Below are 20231 nucleotides of genomic sequence, written 5' to 3' on the forward strand. Positions count from 1 at the left end.
AGTAACTTGAAAAATAACAATACTAAAACTAGAAAAAACAAACAAACAAACTCGTCCTACTAAGAGGGGAGTTTGTTTGTTTTTTGTTTAGATAATGGAATGTTCATGCTAAATTGTACACTACGTTCCATATTCTTTATAGAATACTTTATATCTAGCGTTTCAAGAATTTGTTTAACAATATATAGCCCCAAACCACTTCCTCCAGTATTTCGATTCCTTGATTTTTCAATTCGATAAAATGGTTTGAAAATTTGTTGTATATCCTCTTCTTTAATATTGACACCTGTATTCATAATTTGCATTTTGATTTGACCTTGTTTAGAATCCTCACTTAACTTTATATAGACTTTTTCATTATGTGGTGAATACATAACCGCATTATGGATAATATTTTTACATGCTTTTTCAAAAAGAACACGATCTGTATAAACAGAAAGATCAGAATCAATTTCTTTTATTATTTGGATGCTTTTTTGAGAAGCAAAAAATTCGAGATCTTTTGTGATTGTATCTATTAACTTCGAAAGATTAACTTCTTCTACTTTTAGTTTAAAGGTGTGTTGTTCTAATTTCGACATGCTTAAAATTTCACGAACTAATTGTTCCATACTTTCAATAATTTGATGATTTTTCTTTAAATATTGATCACGATTTTGATAAGGGCCAATATTATATATCATCCCTTCTAAGTATCCTTTCATTACAGTAAGAGGGGTCTTTAATTCATGTGCTACAATCGCAAAAAACTCTCTGCGTTTTGTTTCTATTTCTCGTTCTTTTTCAATATCATTTTTTAATTGTTGATTTGCTTTTTTTAAATCAAACATAGCTTGTTGTAAGTTAATAGACATGTCATTCAAACTATTAGATAATTCTCCTAACTCATCTGTAGAGCGAACCTCAATTTTTTCGGAGAAATCTAAATTTGCCATCTTTTGTGCACCCTCATTAATATAAATAAGTGGTTTTGTAATAAACCTGGAATAGAAATAAGCACTCCCTACACCAATTACGAGTACAATGATACTAATATAGGGGAGAAAGCGTACTAAAACCTGTGAAGCTTCATCAATTGGTTGAAATGTAGCAAAGACTATAAGCGTTAAACTACCATCTTGGAATTGAATTGGTTGCGTAACGTTATATGAATTGCTAAGGGTACCTGCATTATCGAACCGTGTCGCTCTAGTAACTACTGTTGTTTGCGAACCATTTTGAGTAAAAGAAAATGAAGGAGAGTATTTAATTATTCCCTCATTATTTTGAAGATAAAGCATCGCATTATTTTTTTTGGCATATTCATCAAAAAGTGGTATCGCATCTTGAAACGTAAGATCTTTAGACTTATCAATGATTTCTTTTATCCCTGTTTGAAGTTGATCTGTTTTGTATTGCTCATAAAACGTAGGGAGAAAGAAGTATAAAGTTAAATAAATCAATAATGCAAAGGATAACAAAATGAGAGAGGTAGTCATAAAGAGTTTATAAGTAATTTGCTTCATCTTCATGATTTTCACAATACTATTCATCAATTTTATAACCAATACCCTTTATTGTTTTAATATAAGGAATAGCTAACTTTTTACGTAGGTTTTTAATATGTGTATCAATTATTCGTGTTTCTCCAAAATAATCGTACCCCCAAACTTTTTCTACGATATTTTCTCTTGTGAGTACTTTTCTCTCATTTTGAAATAGTAGTTGTAGAATTTCGAACTCTTTTGTCGTTAATAAAATTTCAACATCATTTACATATACTCTATATGCATCAACATCAATGCGCACTTCTTTAAATACCAAATGATTATTTACATTTTTATCATAACTTCTTCTAAGTACAGCTTCGACTCGTCTAATCAAAACATGAAACGAAAAGGGTTTTGTTATATAATCATCGATTCCAAGATCGAACCCTTTCATTTGATCTTCCTCTTCTTCTAACGCAGTTAGCATAATAATTGGTATGTTTGACTGACTTCGAATCATTTTAGCAACTTCAAATCCATTAAGATTGGGCATCATTACATCTAGAAGAACTAAATCAAAGGATTGCTTATTAAATTGTGTCATACCCTCTAGTCCATCTGAAGTAACTACCACTGTATACTGTTGTGTCATTAAAAATTGTTTAATTAATTCCTGAATTTCTTGATCGTCCTCAACCACGAGGATATGATAGTTTTTCATAATATCACCTCTGGTAGTCATTATAGCCGTACTATCTGTAGTTTATGTGGAGATACAGTAGGAAACTTCATAGGACGTTTAACGTATTAACTCCATTTTCAAGATTGTGTATTCTCCGTAAAAAAGTATTATTACCCATATTCCTTTTTTATGGAGAAATATTTGTGTGCTTGAAAAAACTTATCATATAAAAAGCTGAACGATTAATATTTACGAAAAACTAATGTATAATAATGTAAAATGTGTGTAGTTTTTTAAACTGTTTGAAAATATACTTTCGATACTTTACTAGAAGGGAAAAGGGAGATGAATTTAAATATAAAAGAAGCCAGCGAAATTCTAGAGCGTACGCCACAAAATTTGGAGTTTTTTTGCTAATTTAGTAAAGGCCTAAGGTGCGAACTAGGGATTATTTAAATCATGTGAGAAAGGTTGTGAAATTATTTGATGAGTTATAAAGCGATGCTGTTTGATTTAGATGATACGTTACTTGATAGGGAAAAGGCAGTAGATGACTTGTTTTTATTAGTTTTAGAAAAGTGTTATGAGGATGTTAGTGATACAGTCAAAAACAATATGTTACAGAAATTCAAAGAATACGATAAAGGGGAATACGGCATAAGTAATAAAACGATAGTTTTGGAATCATTGTTTGATGAATTCCCGCCGAAGTATAGATTGCCACGCAATTACATTCAAGATTTTTGGAATAATAATTTCCCTAAATGTTTTTCTATAAACCAAAATACTATTAATTTCTTAAATAGTATCAAGATGCATATTAAGGTTGGTATTATTACAAATGGCTCAACTCAAAGGCAAACGGCTAAAATAATTAACACAAATTTAAACAATTACTTTGATACTATCATTATCTCTGAAGAAGTGGGATTTAGTAAACCTGATAAACGTATATTCGAACTAGCATTAAATAAGCTAAATATGCAACCAGAAGATGTATTATTTGTTGGAGATGACTTAGAAAAGGATATTGCTGGTTGTCAAAATGCAAATATAAAGGGCATATGGTTCAATCCTAATATGTTTAAGAATAATACCGACATAAAACCATATGCCGAGATTACTTCTTTTGATAATTTATTAAGTTATTGTGGGGAGATAAATTATCAAAAATAGTAAAAAGATAGATTACCCTTAATTTCATTGACCGTATGAGAAGTTTTAAAACAATATTTATTTACGATGATATAGAGCCAGGGGCAAATCATTTATGTGTGTTAATGAAGATCTAGACAGCATGTTTAATATATACTTTATAAATTATAGAGGAGTGAGACTATGGAAATAAAGAAAGTCGTAATTGGCGGAATAAAGATTGCTCTTGTTAGAAATGATACAGTAGTAATATCTGATGTTCAAACTGCGTTGGATCTTTTGGCAACAGTTCAATATGAGGTAGATGCGAAACATATTATTATCCATAAATCATTAATAAGTGAAGATTTCTTTGATCTAAAAACACGTCTTGCGGGCGATATCCTTCAAAAGTTTATAAACTACAAGGTAAAGATTGCTATCATTGGGGATTTTTCTATGTATACTAGTAAAAGCTTAAAGGATTTTATTTATGAATGTAATAAAGGTAAAGATATTTTTTACTTAGCAACTGAACAACAAGCAATTGAAAAACTAAGTACATTAAAGCAATAATAATACCCCAGTAAAATCTCCCTCTTTTTCACATTGCTTATTATTTACAGCATATAGGAACTGATGTTTGTGGTAAACTAAGAAATGAATAAAGGGGGAGTTTTCTTGAACAATTTTAATGATACGATCCGAAATTTAAACAATATAGTTTACAAACCTAACAATTTAATAATTACGAATCTAAAAGAAGAAAAGCAAAACGCAGAATATGCAGGATGTTTATTTCACTTAAATAACAAAACCATTCGTTTTAGAAAGTCAAAAATTACTCCTAATAAAATTGGTCAATTTGTTTCTTTTTGGGAGAAAGATGACAATATGCAAAATCAAGCGTTTTCTTATGATGCTGCTCCTGATTTATTAGTTATTACTTGTATAGATGATAATAAACTAGGACAATTTATTTTCCCTAAAGAGATTCTTCTTAAGGAAAAAATTTTGAGAACACAAAATCAAAAAGGCAAGATGGCTATGAGGATTTATCCGATCTGGGATACCCCTGTTAGCAACCAAGCTAAAAAGAGCCAAATGTGGCAACTTCAGTATTTTGTTGATTTAAGCGATCATAATATACCCATAGACAAACTATTAAATTTGTATTCGTAGCTTCTTATCTTAAGTAATCTTGTTGGTTAGACTTTTTGTACCGGTACAGTTAAACGAAATGTACATTGTTTCAGTACCCCATCAAAATTACAATCAGCATATACTATTTTAACTTATACATTTTAAGGGGTGCTGACTATGACAAGTCTACAACATAAGCTTTTTACAAGATTGAATCTTGCAAACCTTACTGAAGTGAAGTTTGAAGAATTAGATACAATTCTCTTTGCATTTGCACACACTATACCATTTGAGAATTTAGATGTTATAGCACGTAATGCGAATACAATTACTATAGAAAATTTACAGGAGAAAATTTTAAGTAGATCCCGCGGCGGACTTTGTTATGAATTAAATACTCTTTTTTACTACTTTTTAAAAGATTGTGGTTTTGATGTACAACTTGCACTAGGTACCGTATATAAAAATGAAATAAACGCATGGGCACTTGAGGATGGGCATATAACGATTATTTTAAATTATGATAACGTACGATACTTAATTGATGTAGGTATTGCTTCATTAGTACCTCTAGTCCCTGTACCTTTTACTGACGAGTCTGTTACCTCTAAAAATGGAACGTATCGAGTGAGACGAAAAGATACGAGTAAAGGAAATTTCGTTTTAGAAAGAAAAGATACTAACGGAGAGTGGAAAGTTTGTCACGCTTTTTATAATCGTATCATTGATGAGATAGTAGTCAATGATGTTCAAAGTAGAGTAATAGAAGATGAGAAATCTATTTTCAATAAGGGACCAATTGTAGTGAAATTGACGGACTATGGCCATGTCTCTTTAACGAATACTAGTTTAACTGAAATGATTCATGGGAAAAAAACGAAACGTGAAATTACAGAAGATCAATATAGAGAGCTTTTATATACTGTATTTGCTATTGAGTTGTGAATATACAAATAGCTGGTTCTTATTCAGAATCGGCTATTTGTATAATTTTGGTTTAAAAGGTTTTCTTCTAATGTGTTTTGGAAACTGTGGTATAGTTAATGTTTTTAATGTTTTTGCAGCCTCTTCATATGAATTGAAAACTGGTTCCTTTCCATCATCCCCCTGTAAAACCAGTCCTTCATCTCGGATTACATACGGCATAAAACCACCCCTTCAAATAAAGATTTTTGTTCTTTTGAAACAGAATAACACTATTTAACGTTTAATTTTCTTAATAGATATAATACACTAGAACAGTATAAAGAAGTATATAAAATGAATATTGGATGTAAAGGAAGATTATAATGTCAGTAATTGATAAATTGAAACTAAATAAGTATACAAATATGGTCGTAATTAACGAACCAAGTGATTATGACATTTTCACAGGTAAAGAAACTTCATTTTCAAAAGAACATGATGCTATTTTTATTTTTGTTGAAACACTTGATGAAATGGTGAAACAAACGAATTTTATTATTAGTAATGAAGAATTACTAATTGAAAAAGGCTACGTGTTTTTCGCATATCCGAAAAAAGGTAACGCTCGTTACAGTACGTTTATTCACCGTGATGAGATGTTTCCGGCATTAAACGTTGGAGATGATGGATATGTGGGGGAAAGCGAAATTAAATTTGCGCGAATGGTAAGTATGGATGATGTCTTTACAGTTGTAGGTTTAAAACGCGAAAAGAAAAAAGCGAAGAAAACACCTGCAGTGAGTCAATGTGTTGCTGATTATGCAGATCGTATTCAAGATGTTGAAGCATTACTGGCTAATCATCCAAATGAACTTAAGTTTTATCAAAGTTTAACTCCTGGATATCAGAAAGATTGGGCACGTAATTTATTTTCTGTGAAACAAGAAAAAACGCGTGAAAAACGCCTTGAGAAAATGATTGAAATCCTTTCACAAGGCTATAAAACAATTGAATTATTCCGTAAGAAGAAAAAATAACAATTAGGAAAGTCACAATGATGAAACAATTGATTGCGATGAGTACATTGAAAAAAGGATTCCTTCTATTATACTTAAGTATGTTCTTATATTTAAATAATCAGCAAAAGAGAAAAGGTGTTTGAAATGAAATCGTATATTGTAGTTGGAGCTGGAATTTTAGGAGCGTCTACTGCTTATCATCTTGCTAAGGCTGGTGCGAAGGTTACTATTGTAGATCGTCAAGATTTAGGTCAAGCAACTGACGCAGCAGCAGGTATTGTCTGTCCGTGGCTGTCGCAACGTCGTAATAAAGCATGGTATAAAATCGTTAAAGGCGGTGCACGTTACTATTCTTCGTTAATTCAGCAATTAGAAGAAGACGGTGAAACGGATACAGGTTACAACCGTGTAGGCGCAATTAGTTTACATACTGATGAGAAAAAACTAGATCAAATGGAAGAGCGAGCGTATAAACGCCGTGAAGATGCACCGGAGATCGGTGAAATCACTCGCTTATCAGCTGAAGAAACGAAAAAATTATTCCCTGCATTATCGGAAGAATATAGTTCTGTTCATATTAGTGGCGCTGCACGAGTAAATGGAAGATTATTACGCAACGCATTAATAAGCGCTGCGAAAAAGCATGGTGCAATTTTCATAAAAGGCGATGCAGTATTAGTCCGTGAAGGGAATCATATTACGGGAGTTAAAGTAAATGACGAAACAATTGTAACGGAAAAGGTAATGGTAACTGCAGGCGCATGGGCAAACGAAATCTTGAACCCATTAGGAATTAATTTCTTAGTTACGTTCCAAAAAGGGCAAATTGTTCATCTGCAAATGGAAAATACAGCAACAGAAAATATGCCAGTTGTTATGCCGCCAAACGATCAATATATTTTAACGTTTGACAATGGCCATGTCGTAATTGGTGCAACGCATGAGAATGATACTGGTTTCGATCACCGTGTAACTGCAGGTGGTTTACATGAAGTATTCCATAAAGCATTAACTGTAGCGCCTGGTTTAGAAGATGGTACAATGATTGAAACAAGAGTCGGCTTTAGACCGTTTACACCAGGGTTCTTACCTGTTATTGGGCCACTACCTAAGTTTGAAGGTATTCTCGTTGCAAACGGATTAGGTGCTTCGGGTTTAACTGCTGGACCATACTTAGGATCTGAACTTGCTAAACTTGCATTGGGACAACCAATTGAATTGGATTTAAATGATTATGATGTTGCTGGTGCACTGGAATAGTAATAAACAAAAAAGATTAGGAATGATTTCCTAATCTTTTTTGTTATGTTATTTGGGCGGTAGGTGTTCTTTTAAACAAAGGGGTACCACTACATCACTATTAAGCTAAGAAAATAGATAATCCACAAAACGGAAATTTTTTGTCTTTTTTCGCAACGAAGTACATTTTTATCGTTTGAGGCATTAGAGAAGAAAGGTTGATTCGTTCAATATAGAGGCGAATATCCTTTCTTTTTATACATATCAGAAATATAAACAATAGCCTTAAAAATTGGAGGGTATCCAAATTTCATAATCTATTACAATAGGTAAGCTCTTTAAAGTCGGTCCCATCGCTGAATCCGTAAAATGATGAATAACATCAAAAACCTCAACTTGATGGATATTAGCGAACCGTTTCATAAATGAAATTAAAGTGATAGACGGGATCCCAATTAAAGTTTTTTAAACCTAATTGGACTTACCATTAAGAGAGCAAGGATTAATGTAATCCATGCATTGCTATATGAAAATAATCCCATTCCAGCTAATGGTAATCCAGCAGCTGGAATAGGTAATCCCTTAAAATATCCAATGGTTGGTTTTACACTAAATTTAGCTAATCTTAAAGCGCCCATCGTTGGGAAAAGGATAAATGCCAAAGAAGTTAAAATAGATGGTGTTGCTATCGAATGAAATAAAAGTGCAGGAGCAACTCCGAAACTAACAATATCAGCTAAGGAATCCAATTGTACACCAAACTCACTGTTCACTTTTAATTTTCTCGCAATTCTTCCATCAAGGAGATCTAAAACAGCTGAAAAGAAAATAAAAATAGAAGCCACTTCCAAATAGTCACTCATATTCATGGTAATTGAAAAAACACCGCACAATAAATTTCCAATCGTAAATAAATTGGGTACAGCTTTTACTATTTGATTGAACAAGGTTGTCCCCCCTAAGTTGATTAAACTTCACGTTTATGTAGCATTTTCTATATATTCTTCCGTTATTCTTGAAAATATATGACCACTGTATGCTAAGTAAATTCCGACATGAGAAAAGTCGATTTCCTGTACGTTATGTTGGTTTATAAACATGTTTGATCAAAGGTAATACTACTACTGCTAATTTACCTAATATAATAAAACGTTTTTGAAAAAAAGAGTAATCAAAACAGGCTCTAAACATATTTTATAGAATCACTTTTTATAAAATATGTTTGATTATTTTCGGTACGCGTTGTTGAATATTAGCACCCGATAGTTGAAGTGCCGAGCAGTCAAGCATTTTCCTTCGGTTGGTGGATAAGACCAACCACTCCGGTTTTAAATGTATTGTTTTTTATAAGCTTAAGATTGATTTTTTCCGTAATTTCTTTAAATAAAGGTAGTCCACTGCCTAAGACTACAGGAAACATATTAATCCGATATTCATCAATCAATTCAGGTAGTTTACAAAATTCTGGTTTTCCGCCAGAAAAGATTAGTTAGATATCTATTTTGGGATTTAAGTCCTATAAAACAACATCTACACCCTAAAAGTTGCATCATATCTTCATATAGTCATAAAATTAATCTGTAGTCGAAAATACGTAAAGAGCTGCTAGAATGAATTACTGAGAATACGAAGAATAAAGGAGAGAAGCGGAGTAAAAACTAAAAAAATTAGACAAAGAAAATGGAGAGATGAACTAAATGTTAAAGATCATCAAACATTTAAAACCATTTGTTGCTTCCATCATTGCAGTTGTATGTCTTTTAACTGTACAGGCAGTATGCGATCTATCACTACCAGACTATATGTCTAACATTGTCAATGTAGGGATTCAACAAAAAGGTGTAGAAAATGCAGTACCTGAGGTTATTCGTAAAAGTGAAATGGATAAACTTACGCTCTTTATGAATGAAAATGAAAAGAAAAAAGTAGCTGACAACTATGCGCTTTTAGATAAGAACAACCTCTCTCAAAGTGAACTGAAAAATGATTTAAAAGATTATCCGCAGCTTGATAAAGAGCCACTTTATAAGCTACATACAGAAGATAAAAAAATAATTAACGAACTTAACGATATCTTTGGGAAACCAATGTTAATTACACAAGGAATTGAAAAAGGCGGCTCATCTGCTTTCCCTCCTGCTGCGACAGGCGACAACAAAACACCAGTGAAGCTTCCGCCAAATACTGATCCTTTTGCAATCATTGCGAAACTTCCTCAAGATCAAATCAATGCAATGAAAGACAAGGCAAATGAGAAGTTCAAGAATATGCCAGGTAGCATGGTAACACAGTCAGCTGTTCCATACATTGAGAATGAGTATAAGAAGATCGGTATCAATACTAATAAACTTCAATCTAATTATATTTTTACTTCCGGCGGGAAAATGCTGCTTTTATCCTTAGTAAGTATGGCAGCTACCGTTATCGTGAGTTTACTTGCTGCAAAAGTAGCTGCTGGACTCGGCAGAGACCTTAGAAAGAAAGTATTTCGGAAAGTTACAAACTTTTCGAATGCGGAGTTTGATAAGTTTTCCACTGCATCTCTAATCACAAGAAGTACAAATGATATCCAGCAAGTTCAAACACTTATGGTTATGATGCTTCGCATTGTATTCTATGCACCGATTTTAGGTATAGGCGGCATTATTAAAGTACTTACTACAGACGTTTCAATGGGATGGATTATCGGAGTTGCCGTAATCGCAATTTTAAGCTTAGTCATTGGTTTATTTAGCGTCGCGATTCCTAAGTTTAAGCGTATCCAAAAGTTAGTAGATAAAATTAACTTAATCACTCGTGAATCCTTAACAGGTATGCTCGTTATTCGTGCTTTTAATAATCAAAAACATGAAGAAAAGAAATTTGAAAAAGGAAATCAAGATTTAACAAAAACAAACTTATTTGTAAGCCGTTTAATGTCATTTATGATGCCAATGATGATGTTTATCATGAATGCCGTTACTGTACTTATTATTTGGGTTGGATCACACCAAGTGGATATGGGAAATATGCAAGTTGGTGATTTGATGGCATTTATGCAATATACAATGCAAATCATCATGGCATTCTTAATGATTTCAATGGTATCTATTATGGTTCCACGTGCTTCAGTTTCCGCACAACGTATCGCAGAAGTTTTAGATACTGACATTACCATTAGTGATGTAAAAGAGCCGAAAACATTTGCTTCAGACAAGAAAGGTTACGTTGAATTTAAAAATGTTAGCTTTAGATACCCAGGTGCAGAAGAAGATGTGCTTTCCAATATCACTTTTACTGCAAAACCTGGTGAAACGACAGCTTTCATCGGAAGTACAGGTAGTGGTAAATCAACATTAATCAACTTAATTCCACGCTTTTACGATGTCACAAGCGGTCAAATATTAATAGATGGCACGGATATTAGAGAAGTATCGCAGAAGGAATTGAGAGAGAAAATTGGTTACGTACCGCAAAAAGGAGTTCTCTTCTCAGGTACAATCGAGAGTAATTTGAAATACGGTAAGAAAGAAGCAACTGAAGAAGAACTCGAAAAAGCGGCAGAAATTGCACAAGCTATGGAGTTTATTAAAGCGAAACCTGAAAGCTTCCGTACAGAAATATCACAAGGTGGTACGAACGTTTCCGGTGGTCAAAAACAAAGACTTTCTATTGCGCGTGCTCTTACAAAAAAATCGGAAATCTTCATATTCGATGATAGTTTCTCAGCTCTTGACTTTAAGACAGACGCAGCATTGCGCAGAGCTTTAAATAATGAGATTACAGGAAGTACTATTTTACTTATTGCCCAAAGAATTAGTACAATCATGAATGCCGATAAGATCATTGTACTTGACGAAGGAAAAATAGTTGGAACTGGTACTCATGAAGAGCTTATGGAAAACTGTGAAGTTTATAAGCAAATTGCTTTATCACAACTTTCAAGAGAGGAGTTGTCATCATGAGTGATAGAAAAATAGAAAATAGAAAACAAAGCGGTCCTGGCGGTGGCGGTCCTATGGGCGGCGGCATGAGAAAGATTGAGAAGGCAAAAAACTTTAAAGGAACGATGAATAAACTCCTTCAATACTTGAAGCCCTATAAATTATCAATCTTAGTCGTTATTCTTTTCGCAATCGGTAGTGCAGCCTTTACAATCGTTGGTCCAAAAATTTTAGGCAATGCGACAACAAGACTTTTCGAAGGACTCGTAAGCAAAGTATCAGGAGCACCCGGTGCGGCCATTGACTTTACTTATATCGGAAACATTGTCATTTTACTCCTTGGATTATACATACTGAGCACTGTGTTTGGTATTATCCAGGGGTACATTATTTCTGGAGTAGCTCAAAAAGTATCTTATAACTTCAGAAAAGAAATCGATGAAAAAATTAACCGTATGCCGCTGAAATACTTTGATAAAACAACGCACGGCGAAGTATTATCGAGAATTACAAATGACGTAGATACGGTGAGCCAAACTTTAAACCAAAGTATGTCGCAAATCATCACATCTGTTATTACAATCATCGGTGTACTTATCATGATGTTATCAATCAGCTGGCAAATGACATTAGTAGCGATTTTAATATTGCCAGTATCGATGATTCTCATCATGGCAGTCGTAAAACGATCACAAAAATACTTCAAATCTCAGCAAGAATATTTAGGACACGTAAACGGTCAGGTCGAAGAAATTTATAGTGGTCACAATATCGTGAAAGCCTTTAACAAAGAAGAAGAAGAAGTTAAAAAATTCGAAGAGGTAAATGATACCCTTTACCACTCCGCATGGAAATCTCAATTTTTATCTGGAATGATGATGCCGATTATGACATTTATCGGTAATATCGGTTACGTCGCTGTATCTATTTTAGGCGGATGGCTTGCGGTAAAGAGAACCATCGCAGTTGGAGACATTTTAGCCTTTGTGCAATATGTTAGAAGCTTTACGCAACCAATCGCTCAAGTAGCGCAAATCGCGAACGTACTTCAATCCACTGCAGCTGCTGCAGAAAGAGTCTTCGAATTTTTAGAAGAAGAAGAGGAAGTGCCTGAAGCAGAAAATCCAGTGAAGCTGCAAAAAGTTCAAGGAGAAGTTACCTTCCAAGATGTTCAATTTGGATACAATCCAGATAAGATCATCATCAATAATTTCTCATCTAATATTAAGCCTGGACAAAAAGTTGCAATCGTCGGACCAACCGGAGCTGGTAAAACAACGATTGTAAAACTGTTAATGCGTTTCTATGACATAAACAGCGGTGCAATATGTATCGACGGTCACGATATAAAAGACTTTACGCGAGAAGACCTGCGCAACATGTTTGGTATGGTACTTCAAGACACTTGGCTATTTAACGGATCCATCATGGAAAATATACGTTACGGTAGACTAGATGCTACAGACGAAGAAGTAATTGAAGCATCGAAAGCAGCTCACGTTCACAGCTTCGTAAAAACATTACCAAATAAATATCAAATGGAACTAAACGAAGAAGCAAGCAACGTATCCCAAGGACAAAAGCAACTACTAACAATTGCACGCGCCCTTATAGCGGATCCGAAAATATTAATACTCGATGAAGCAACAAGCTCCATTGACACTCGTACAGAAGTACTGATTCAAAAAGCGATGGAAAACCTTATGGAAGGTAGAACAAGCTTCATTATCGCCCATAGATTATCAACAATACGTGATGCAGATTTAATCCTTGTCATGAAAGACGGGGATATTGTAGAACAAGGTAATCATGAAGAGTTATTAAAAGCTGATGGTTTCTATGCTTCGCTTTATAATAGTCAGTTTGAAGGTGCGGATGCTTCTTGAGTTAGCTGAAAGTCCATTTAAATAACTAAACCCACGAAGAAAATGCATTTTCTTCGTGGGTTTTTATCATTTTTAAGGTTCTGTTACAAAGTTTTTAAAAGTAATCTAGACATTTACAAAGCAGAGTGAGGAGCATGATAAATGGAATATTTTAAAGGGAAACCATGATCCTGACTGTGATCATGATAATCGTCGAGGTTGGTAAATTCCTTTCAATGAGTGCGTTTCTTCACGGCACTCGTTTTTTTTATTTATGGGTTTTCTGAACTCTTTATTGATAATATATAAAATACGAAGAATGTAGTTGTTATGGTTGTACAAAAATCTTCACCGTAGCCTCGTAAAGTTTTAGTGTTCTTCTCCTTCTCTTGTTTTATGACTTTCTCCAAAGATAAGGAGCATTTCTTCCCCATTAATTGTTGCTTAACGGATAACCTGTTTAATTAAAGGGAATTATCAAAAAGGGTACTATAAAACAGAACAAGCCCAAGAAATAGATAAGGAGTGAGCTAGCGATGGACAACATGATTAATACGGGCAACTTTGGTTTACAAAGGGGACCTGCTCAAAAAACGGTTGGCCAGTATTTGTTCGATTGCCTGAAACTCGAGGGCATTACCGAAATTTTTGGTGTCGCAGGGGACTATAATTTTACACTTCTTGATACTTTGGAGCGTTATAACGGCATCCGTTTTATAGAAGGACGAAACGAACTAAACTCAGGTTACGCTGCAGATGGCTATGCAAGAATCAAAGGAATATCCGCTCTTATTACGACATTTGGGGTCGGGGAGCTCAGCGCCTGCAATGCAATAGCGGGAGCCAACAGCGAGCATGTACCAATAATACACATTGTGGGTGCGCCTCCTGAGAAGGATCAAAAAGAGCATCAACTGATGCATCACACCTTAATGGATGGAAATTTTGACGTTTTTCGCAAAGTGTATGAGCAGATTACGGCATATACCGCGGTGCTTACGCCGGAAAATGCCAAGATTGAAATTCAGACTGCGATTCGCATTGCTAAGGAAAAGAAAAAGCCGGTATACCTGGTTGTGGCTAATGATTTAGTGACCAAGCCGATTAAAATTTGGGCAGAGCCAATACCACCACGCCCAACATCCAACTCGAATACCCTTCAGGCTGCAGTGAATCATGTCCGTCCGCTTTTGGAACGTGCTCACCGACCGGTTATCTTGGTGGATGTGAAAACTATACGTTTCGGCCTTCAGACAGCAACTCGGCAACTGGCCGATGCAATGAATGTGCCTGTTGTAACGATGCTGTACGGGAAGGGAGGATTCGATGAGACCCATCCAAATTATATCGGAATGTATCTAGGCTCTTTCGGGAGGGCTGAAGTCCAAAGTACGGTGGAGAATGCAGATTGTATCATTGCGATTGGCATGGTATGGGCGGACACAAACACCGCAAGTTTTACCGTGAAGCTGAACCCGCTGATAACTGTCAATATTCAACCAGATATAGTTAAAATCGCTGAGGCGGAATATCCGAATGTTCTTGCAGCCGACATGCTACTTGCCGTTCAGAAGGTGGGTTATACGGGCAAAGGTTTGACAAAAAAATTGTCACTCCCTTATGAGCAATTCACAACAACTGCCGACGGACCTCTAATGGCGGACGGCTATTATCCGCGTTTTCAGCGCATGCTGAAAAATGGGGATATTGTAATCGCCGAGACCGGAACGTTTTATTATGGAATGGGAGAGGTAAGACTGCCGGACAATGTAGCATATATTGGACAAGGTGGATGGCAGTCCATCGGTTACGCAATCCCTTCGGCGTTTGGTGCTATTATGGCCGCGCCGGAACGCCGAGTATTGGTGTTTACAGGTGACGGTGCCCTGCAGCTAACAGTACAGGAAATCAGTTCTATGCTCTATTACGGCTGCAAGCCCATAATCTTTGTCTTGAACAACGGTGGTTATACGATCGAGAGATATTTAAATGTCAAAACAGAGGATCAAAAGTACAACCAAATCCCTCGATGGTCTTACACCAAGCTGGCCGAAGCTTTTGGAGGTAACGCGTTTACCGTTACGGTCCGGACCTATGGAGAGCTTGATCAGGCTATAATCCATGCTGAAAAGGAAAGCGCCAAAAGACTCTGTATAATTGAAATGATTGCAGGGAATCCAACGGACGCACCTGAATATATGCGATGGATGCGTAGTTATATGGAGAAGCAGGAAAAGCAGCGCAGTCAGAATTAGTATCCAAGTCCCTAGTCCTTAGTCCCTAATTGAATACTAATCGAACAGTTCTAATCATACTCTTTTAATAAAACGCAATTAAAGGGGTGTAAAGTAAGTTGACAAAAGTTAAGGTTAGTTTACGGCCCATCGTTCATAACATAAATTTACCAACTGTAATAAAAACAGCCATACTTCCAGGTGAATCGGCTGAAAGACTATTTATTGCAACCCAATTAGGAGAGATTTTTTATATAGGAGACGGTGTAATAAAAACATTTTTAAATATTCGTCCGCGAATTATCAAATTAGGCACGTTTGAAGAAGGTGTTTCTAGTAGCGGTTATGATGAACGCGGATTGCTAGGACTAGCGTTTCATCCGCAATTTAATCATAATGGCTTATTTTATCTTCATTATTCAATGGCTGGGACTCAAGGACCAGGTGCACTTGCAGAACAATTTAAACCGAACCCTTGTGACCCGAAAACTTTAAACTTAAAGTGGATAAATAGAGATACTCAATATGATCATATTGATACAATTGAAGAATGGATTTTACAATCAAACGGTCAACCTCAAAAACGAAGAACGTTACTTAATATAAAACGGCCATTTTTTAATCATAACGGTGTTAATAGTTTAAACTTTTCACCCGAGACTGGAAAACTTGTTTTTACAAATGGAGATGGTGGATCGGGTTATGATCCATTTAATCTAAGCCAGGATGACTTAGAAATAGCGGGTAAAATAATTGAAATCGATGTAAGTAAAAATACATTTATAAATAACCCTCCAGTAGTTACGCTCTTTAATGAGTTTCCTTTATCTATACAAGAAACACTTACGGTAATTGCGAAAGGGGTTCGTAATATAACAGGTATTTCATTCCAAAGGTTTTATAATCAATATATCAAATGCATCGGAAATGTCGGGCAGGATATTACAGAGTCTATTTTTTCGTTTGTGTATTATAAACCCATACCGGTTACCGAACTTGTTCAAACGCATTTAATGAGATCCACACCCAATCAAGATGGATTTATTAATTTTGGTTGGCGAGGATGGGAAGGAGAATTACCTACTTCTTTTATAAGGCACTGTTCTGAGAATCCTACTTTGGATGAGAGAACAATGGCTTATTATAATGAAACAATTCAAACGTCAGTGAGGCGTATTCAGCCTCTAATTAGTTATTTTCATAAAGATTCCAGGGCCGATAAGTTTGGAGGAACTTCACTTACAGGAGTCCAGCCATATATGGGAACTGCAATTCAAAATTTAGCTGGTAGTGTCGTGTTTACGGATCTTGCTAAGAAAGAAGAATCTCAATCTCCAGTAAAGGGAGTGTTAGCTTTTACTAGAGCAGCTACAGATGGGAAACGTAATGATTTTCATGTTATTGAAACCAATTATGATTTTGGTGCTCAAGCAGCTTATTATATGAGTTTGGGAACAAACTTAGATCAAACTAGGTTATATTTAGGAGTTTATGGTTCAATGAAAGTAACGGATTTTAACAAAGGTACTATTTTTGAAATTGTTCCTTAATACGATATAAACTTTGAGTCTAAAAATATATGGAATTTATATTTTTTCAAACGCATGATTTAGCGCCTCTTAAAAACCTTCTATGGATAAACATCTATTGTATAGTGATTCCTAACAAGCAGAAACATAACCATTAAGTATATGAATAAAAATAGAAAGTGATGGATTAGGTCTCTTTAGGGGGAATTTGATGAATCGCTTTAGAAGATATTGGTATCGATTGATGATATCAAATGATGTGAACTTAGTTCATAAAAGAAGGATGAATCCTGCAAGTAGGTTAGTCGTTACAGCATTACTCGGGTCACTTGCTGCTATCTTTCAATCTGCAGGGAACTTAATTCCTGGTATAGGTCTATTTATTAGTCCATTCTCGACACTGCCGATATTTTTTGCTATTTGCTATTCTATTCGTGAGGGGATACTCTCTTATATTCTTACTATTTTCCTATTATTTATTATTGAGCCGAGTGAACTAATTGTCTTTCCCTTTACTACAGGATTATTAGGTATAGCGTTAGGAGTATCCTTTTTACAATTCAAGAGGAGGATTTTGATAGTTTCCTTTTCAGCAATATGTCTACTTATAGGAATTATGATCGTTCTCGATATATTCCGCTTTCCAGTACTTGGTCCTACTGTTCATACAAGTATGGATATAAAAGCTATTACATTAATATTTATACTGAGTTTTGTATACTGCTGGATCTATGCAGAGTTGTGTAGAATAATGATGAATAGAGTATATAAAGTATGGTCTTAACAATTGCATAAAATCTTTTTGAACAAATACACTTTCTCATATATTTTCAAAGATTGGAGATTTAAGTCATGTATAACATTGAAATTAGAAGGCCGAATTCGAATGATTTAGATGAACTACATTTGTTTTTTCGTCTTGTTATTACTAATACATTTAAAAACGAAGGGTTATCACATCTATTAGATGACATAGAAAATGAAATTAACTCGAAAAAGCAATATTTGAAAGATGATTTTGATAGTAATGCAGAAAACCGTTACTTTTTATTAGCAATAGATACAAATAACGATAAAATTATTGGAACAATTGAAGTCGGTCCAGCAAGTACATTGATTAATAGTTGTACAGACGGTGTACTTAAGGATTTGTATGAAATAGGAACTGTATTTATACTTCCGGAGTACCAAAGAAAAGGTATAGGGAGTTTACTTCTAAATACAATGTATCTTACATTACTTAGCAGAGGAATAACCGAATGCTGTTTAGATAGTGGATACAAAAAAGCACAAAGTATATGGACAAAAAAGTTTGGAAAACCTAGTTATGTGCTGAAGGATTATTGGGGCGAATCAAACGATCATATGATTTGGAAAAAAAGTTTACATGATATACCTATAATATTTGAATTATAAAATGAAATATCTCTCTTAACATAGCTTTTCTTACATACTTATGCTATTATTTATCTTTATAATAAAAGAGGACGTGAATGAACTTGATTAAAATTAATATTCCTGAAGCTGATGTTTCAATTACTGAACGTAAACAAGTTATTAAAGGAGACGAGCCATTAATTACTCCAATTAACGGTTTTATCGATTTCCACTTGTTCCCTAGAGATAAAGGCGGCATTTTTATGTTTTACAATATTAATGACGAACTTCTTTTCGTAGGTAAAGCTCGTAAAATTAGACAACGTATTAAAAAGCATTTTGAAGACAATGTTTCACCAATCAAAAATCATCGTGATGAAGTATATCGTATCGATGCATGTATCGTAGAAGATCCAACAGAAAGAGAAATTTACGAAACTTACATTATTAATGAATATAAAGCAAAATATAACGTTGATAAAGTGTTCTATAAATAAGTAACAAAAAACAATCCTAGCACATATACTGGGATTGTTTTTTTGTGTTTCATTCTTCATTTCTTTCTCCTTTTTTAAAATGATTAGCAGCAATTAAACAGAAAAGCCCTATAAATAAAATTATAATTACAAGCGTTTTATGTTTTCCTTCAAAAAAAGGAATATCTGAAATAACATTTGTAATACATAACCCTATAAACACATGGATAGGTCCTGCCCACAGTAATACATTGCCGAATTTCGTATGTTGCCACATAGTAACCCTCCTCACTATTTTTTACATATATATCCATAAAATAAAAATGAATTCATAGAGAAAAATAGTTTTTTTCATATCGAAAATTGAACCTTCATATATTGGTACAAGCAAACGAGAAAGGGGACCATCATGAATTGGTTAGAAGCTTTTATATTAGGAATAATACAAGGTTTAACAGAGTTTTTGCCGATTAGTAGTACAGGACATCTTTATTTAGGAAGGCATTTGTTTCAATTAGATGAAGCAGGTTTATTTTTAGATACGATGCTGCATATCGGAACTTTGCTTGCAGTGTTTATTTATTACAAAAAAGAATTTATATACTTAATTAAAAATCCATTTTCAAAACTAATGTTATTGCTTATTGTTGGGACGATACCTGCAGTTGTAATTGGATTGTTATTTAAAGACTTCTTTGAAGATATTTCAAAAACAGGTATTACGATTGGATGGGAGTTTTTAGTGACAGGTTTCTTTCTCTACATGGCCGATAAACAAAAAAATGGTCGTAAAAAAATGGATGACATTACATATAAAGATGCATTTATCATCGGTTCATTTCAAGCGGCTGCTATTTTTCCGGCAATTTCCCGTTCTGGTATGACAATCGTCGCTGCATTATGGAGAAAATTAGACCGTGAAACAGCTGCTTACTTTTCTTTTTTACTGTCGACACCAGCCATTGTTGGAGCTATCATTTTGCAATTTATAGATGTTTTTCAAGGGAAAGCAGAATCTATTTCTAGTACATCTTTAATTGTCGGAACGTTATCAGCAGCGTTTTTTGGTTACATAGCTGTTTCATGGATGATTCAATATTTAAAACGTCACTCCTTAAAAGTATTCGCGTATTACGTATGGGGATTAGGCATTTTAATTTTAACGTTGCAATTTACTCATGTGTTTTAATTTAGTAATTCTTCGTTTAGATCCTGTTTCATTCATACAAGGCAGG

19 protein-coding genes are annotated in these 20231 nt (G+C 34.4%); 14 read left to right on the forward strand and 5 right to left on the reverse strand.

The genetic code is table 11. The annotated features are described in order from the left end of the window. Nucleotides 1–59: 59 nt before the first annotated feature. Both JDS80_RS21715 and JDS80_RS21720 read right to left on the reverse strand, forming a co-directional pair. Complete coding sequence (locus tag JDS80_RS21715) at nt 60–1532, reverse strand: sensor histidine kinase (RefSeq protein ID WP_199639938.1); 1473 nt, start codon at nt 1530–1532, stop codon at nt 60–62. Further along, complete coding sequence (locus tag JDS80_RS21720) at nt 1525–2190, reverse strand: response regulator transcription factor (protein WP_071746020.1); 666 nt, start codon at nt 2188–2190, stop codon at nt 1525–1527. The genes JDS80_RS21715 and JDS80_RS21720 overlap by 8 nt, the downstream gene beginning before the upstream one ends. A gap of 447 nt (nt 2191–2637) precedes the next feature. Between JDS80_RS21720 and JDS80_RS21725 the strand changes: the two genes are divergently transcribed. The 4 genes from JDS80_RS21725 to JDS80_RS21740 all read left to right on the forward strand — a co-directional run bounded on the left by JDS80_RS21725 (nt 2638) and on the right by JDS80_RS21740 (nt 5373). Next, entirely contained in the window at nt 2638–3327 is a 690-nt protein-coding gene (locus JDS80_RS21725) for an HAD family hydrolase (RefSeq protein WP_199639953.1), read from the forward strand. Nucleotides 3328–3489: 162 nt separating this feature from the next. Continuing rightward, the gene (locus tag JDS80_RS21730; RefSeq protein ID WP_071746021.1) at nt 3490–3861 is read left to right on the forward strand and encodes a DUF4180 domain-containing protein; all 372 of its coding nucleotides are present in this window, start codon (nt 3490–3492) and stop codon (nt 3859–3861) included. An 84-nt stretch (nt 3862–3945) separates the two neighbouring features. Next, on the forward strand, nt 3946–4467 hold the full coding sequence (locus JDS80_RS21735; protein WP_083596194.1) for a MepB family protein: 522 nt from the start codon (nt 3946–3948) through the stop codon (nt 4465–4467). Between the two features lie 138 nt (nt 4468–4605). Beyond that, the gene (locus tag JDS80_RS21740; RefSeq protein WP_098889164.1) at nt 4606–5373 is read left to right on the forward strand and encodes an arylamine N-acetyltransferase family protein; all 768 of its coding nucleotides are present in this window, start codon (nt 4606–4608) and stop codon (nt 5371–5373) included. A 33-nt stretch (nt 5374–5406) separates the two neighbouring features. Here the strand turns inward: JDS80_RS21740 and JDS80_RS21745 are convergent, their stop codons facing one another. After that, nucleotides 5407–5574 carry a hypothetical protein gene (locus JDS80_RS21745; protein ID WP_180237352.1) on the reverse strand — a complete coding sequence of 56 codons (168 nt, stop codon included), beginning with the start codon at nt 5572–5574 and terminating at the stop codon, nt 5407–5409. Between the two features lie 143 nt (nt 5575–5717). On the opposite strand from JDS80_RS21745, the gene JDS80_RS21750 reads away from it, so the two are divergent. Together JDS80_RS21750 and JDS80_RS21755 are read left to right on the forward strand one after the other, a co-directional pair. Beyond that, on the forward strand, nt 5718–6371 hold the full coding sequence (locus tag JDS80_RS21750) for a YdeI/OmpD-associated family protein (RefSeq protein ID WP_098889165.1): 654 nt from the start codon (nt 5718–5720) through the stop codon (nt 6369–6371). Between the two features lie 126 nt (nt 6372–6497). Continuing rightward, nucleotides 6498–7613 carry an NAD(P)/FAD-dependent oxidoreductase gene (locus tag JDS80_RS21755; protein ID WP_199639939.1) on the forward strand — a complete coding sequence of 372 codons (1116 nt, stop codon included), beginning with the start codon at nt 6498–6500 and terminating at the stop codon, nt 7611–7613. 434 nt (nt 7614–8047) lie between these two features. On the opposite strand, the gene pssA is transcribed toward JDS80_RS21755, so the two are convergent. Further along, nucleotides 8048–8539 carry a CDP-diacylglycerol--serine O-phosphatidyltransferase gene (pssA, locus tag JDS80_RS21760; RefSeq protein WP_002085344.1) on the reverse strand — a complete coding sequence of 164 codons (492 nt, stop codon included), beginning with the start codon at nt 8537–8539 and terminating at the stop codon, nt 8048–8050. Nucleotides 8540–9289: 750 nt separating this feature from the next. Here pssA and JDS80_RS21765 point away from each other — a divergent pair. From JDS80_RS21765 to JDS80_RS21795, 7 genes are all read left to right on the forward strand, one after another. Further along, complete coding sequence (locus tag JDS80_RS21765; protein WP_071772597.1) at nt 9290–11536, forward strand: ABC transporter ATP-binding protein; 2247 nt, start codon at nt 9290–9292, stop codon at nt 11534–11536. Beyond that, a complete protein-coding gene (locus tag JDS80_RS21770) occupies nt 11533–13401 on the forward strand; it encodes an ABC transporter ATP-binding protein (protein ID WP_098889168.1) in 1869 nt (622 codons plus the stop codon). The genes JDS80_RS21765 and JDS80_RS21770 overlap by 4 nt, the downstream gene beginning before the upstream one ends. 515 nt (nt 13402–13916) lie before the next feature. After that, a complete protein-coding gene (locus JDS80_RS21775) occupies nt 13917–15635 on the forward strand; it encodes an alpha-keto acid decarboxylase family protein (protein WP_199639940.1) in 1719 nt (572 codons plus the stop codon). 98 nt (nt 15636–15733) lie between these two features. Further along, nucleotides 15734–17164 (forward strand): PQQ-dependent sugar dehydrogenase, encoded by a 1431-nt coding sequence (locus tag JDS80_RS21780; protein WP_098889170.1) that lies wholly within the window; start codon nt 15734–15736, stop codon nt 17162–17164. Nucleotides 17165–17354: 190 nt separating this feature from the next. Further along, on the forward strand, nt 17355–17927 hold the full coding sequence (locus JDS80_RS21785; RefSeq protein WP_199639941.1) for a YybS family protein: 573 nt from the start codon (nt 17355–17357) through the stop codon (nt 17925–17927). A gap of 68 nt (nt 17928–17995) precedes the next feature. Beyond that, the gene (locus JDS80_RS21790) at nt 17996–18559 is read left to right on the forward strand and encodes a GNAT family N-acetyltransferase (protein ID WP_098889172.1); all 564 of its coding nucleotides are present in this window, start codon (nt 17996–17998) and stop codon (nt 18557–18559) included. Nucleotides 18560–18636: 77 nt separating this feature from the next. Beyond that, nucleotides 18637–19017, forward strand: coding sequence for a nucleotide excision repair endonuclease (locus tag JDS80_RS21795; RefSeq protein WP_002147616.1), 381 nt, complete (start codon nt 18637–18639; stop codon nt 19015–19017). 49 nt (nt 19018–19066) lie between these two features. Here the strand turns inward: JDS80_RS21795 and JDS80_RS21800 are convergent, their stop codons facing one another. After that, on the reverse strand, nt 19067–19273 hold the full coding sequence (locus JDS80_RS21800) for a hypothetical protein (protein ID WP_199639942.1): 207 nt from the start codon (nt 19271–19273) through the stop codon (nt 19067–19069). Between the two features lie 132 nt (nt 19274–19405). On the opposite strand from JDS80_RS21800, the gene JDS80_RS21805 reads away from it, so the two are divergent. Continuing rightward, nucleotides 19406–20185, forward strand: coding sequence for an undecaprenyl-diphosphate phosphatase (locus JDS80_RS21805; RefSeq protein ID WP_098889173.1), 780 nt, complete (start codon nt 19406–19408; stop codon nt 20183–20185). Nucleotides 20186–20231 lie beyond the last annotated feature (46 nt).

The sequence above is a fragment of the Bacillus cereus group sp. N8 genome, assembly GCF_016483685.1.
Taxonomy (GTDB): Bacteria; Bacillota; Bacilli; order Bacillales; family Bacillaceae_G; genus Bacillus_A; species Bacillus_A proteolyticus.

Coding starts and splice junctions, on each gene's coding strand:
- JDS80_RS21765 (WP_071772597.1), top strand. CDS start 9,290: ATGTTAAAGATCATCAAACATTTAAAACCATTTGTTGCTTCCATCATT.
- JDS80_RS21770 (WP_098889168.1), top strand. CDS start 11,533: ATGAGTGATAGAAAAATAGAAAATAGAAAACAAAGCGGTCCTGGCGGT.
- JDS80_RS21740 (WP_098889164.1), top strand. CDS start 4,606: ATGACAAGTCTACAACATAAGCTTTTTACAAGATTGAATCTTGCAAAC.
- JDS80_RS21785 (WP_199639941.1), top strand. CDS start 17,355: ATGAATCGCTTTAGAAGATATTGGTATCGATTGATGATATCAAATGAT.
- JDS80_RS21715 (WP_199639938.1), bottom strand. CDS start 1,532: ATGAATAGTATTGTGAAAATCATGAAGATGAAGCAAATTACTTATAAA.
- JDS80_RS21730 (WP_071746021.1), top strand. CDS start 3,490: ATGGAAATAAAGAAAGTCGTAATTGGCGGAATAAAGATTGCTCTTGTT.
- JDS80_RS21775 (WP_199639940.1), top strand. CDS start 13,917: ATGGACAACATGATTAATACGGGCAACTTTGGTTTACAAAGGGGACCT.
- JDS80_RS21720 (WP_071746020.1), bottom strand. CDS start 2,190: ATGAAAAACTATCATATCCTCGTGGTTGAGGACGATCAAGAAATTCAG.
- JDS80_RS21795 (WP_002147616.1), top strand. CDS start 18,637: ATGAACTTGATTAAAATTAATATTCCTGAAGCTGATGTTTCAATTACT.
- JDS80_RS21805 (WP_098889173.1), top strand. CDS start 19,406: ATGAATTGGTTAGAAGCTTTTATATTAGGAATAATACAAGGTTTAACA.
- JDS80_RS21735 (WP_083596194.1), top strand. CDS start 3,946: ATGAATAAAGGGGGAGTTTTCTTGAACAATTTTAATGATACGATCCGA.
- JDS80_RS21755 (WP_199639939.1), top strand. CDS start 6,498: ATGAAATCGTATATTGTAGTTGGAGCTGGAATTTTAGGAGCGTCTACT.
- JDS80_RS21790 (WP_098889172.1), top strand. CDS start 17,996: ATGTATAACATTGAAATTAGAAGGCCGAATTCGAATGATTTAGATGAA.
- JDS80_RS21800 (WP_199639942.1), bottom strand. CDS start 19,273: ATGTGGCAACATACGAAATTCGGCAATGTATTACTGTGGGCAGGACCT.
- JDS80_RS21725 (WP_199639953.1), top strand. CDS start 2,638: ATGAGTTATAAAGCGATGCTGTTTGATTTAGATGATACGTTACTTGAT.
- JDS80_RS21750 (WP_098889165.1), top strand. CDS start 5,718: ATGTCAGTAATTGATAAATTGAAACTAAATAAGTATACAAATATGGTC.
- JDS80_RS21745 (WP_180237352.1), bottom strand. CDS start 5,574: ATGCCGTATGTAATCCGAGATGAAGGACTGGTTTTACAGGGGGATGAT.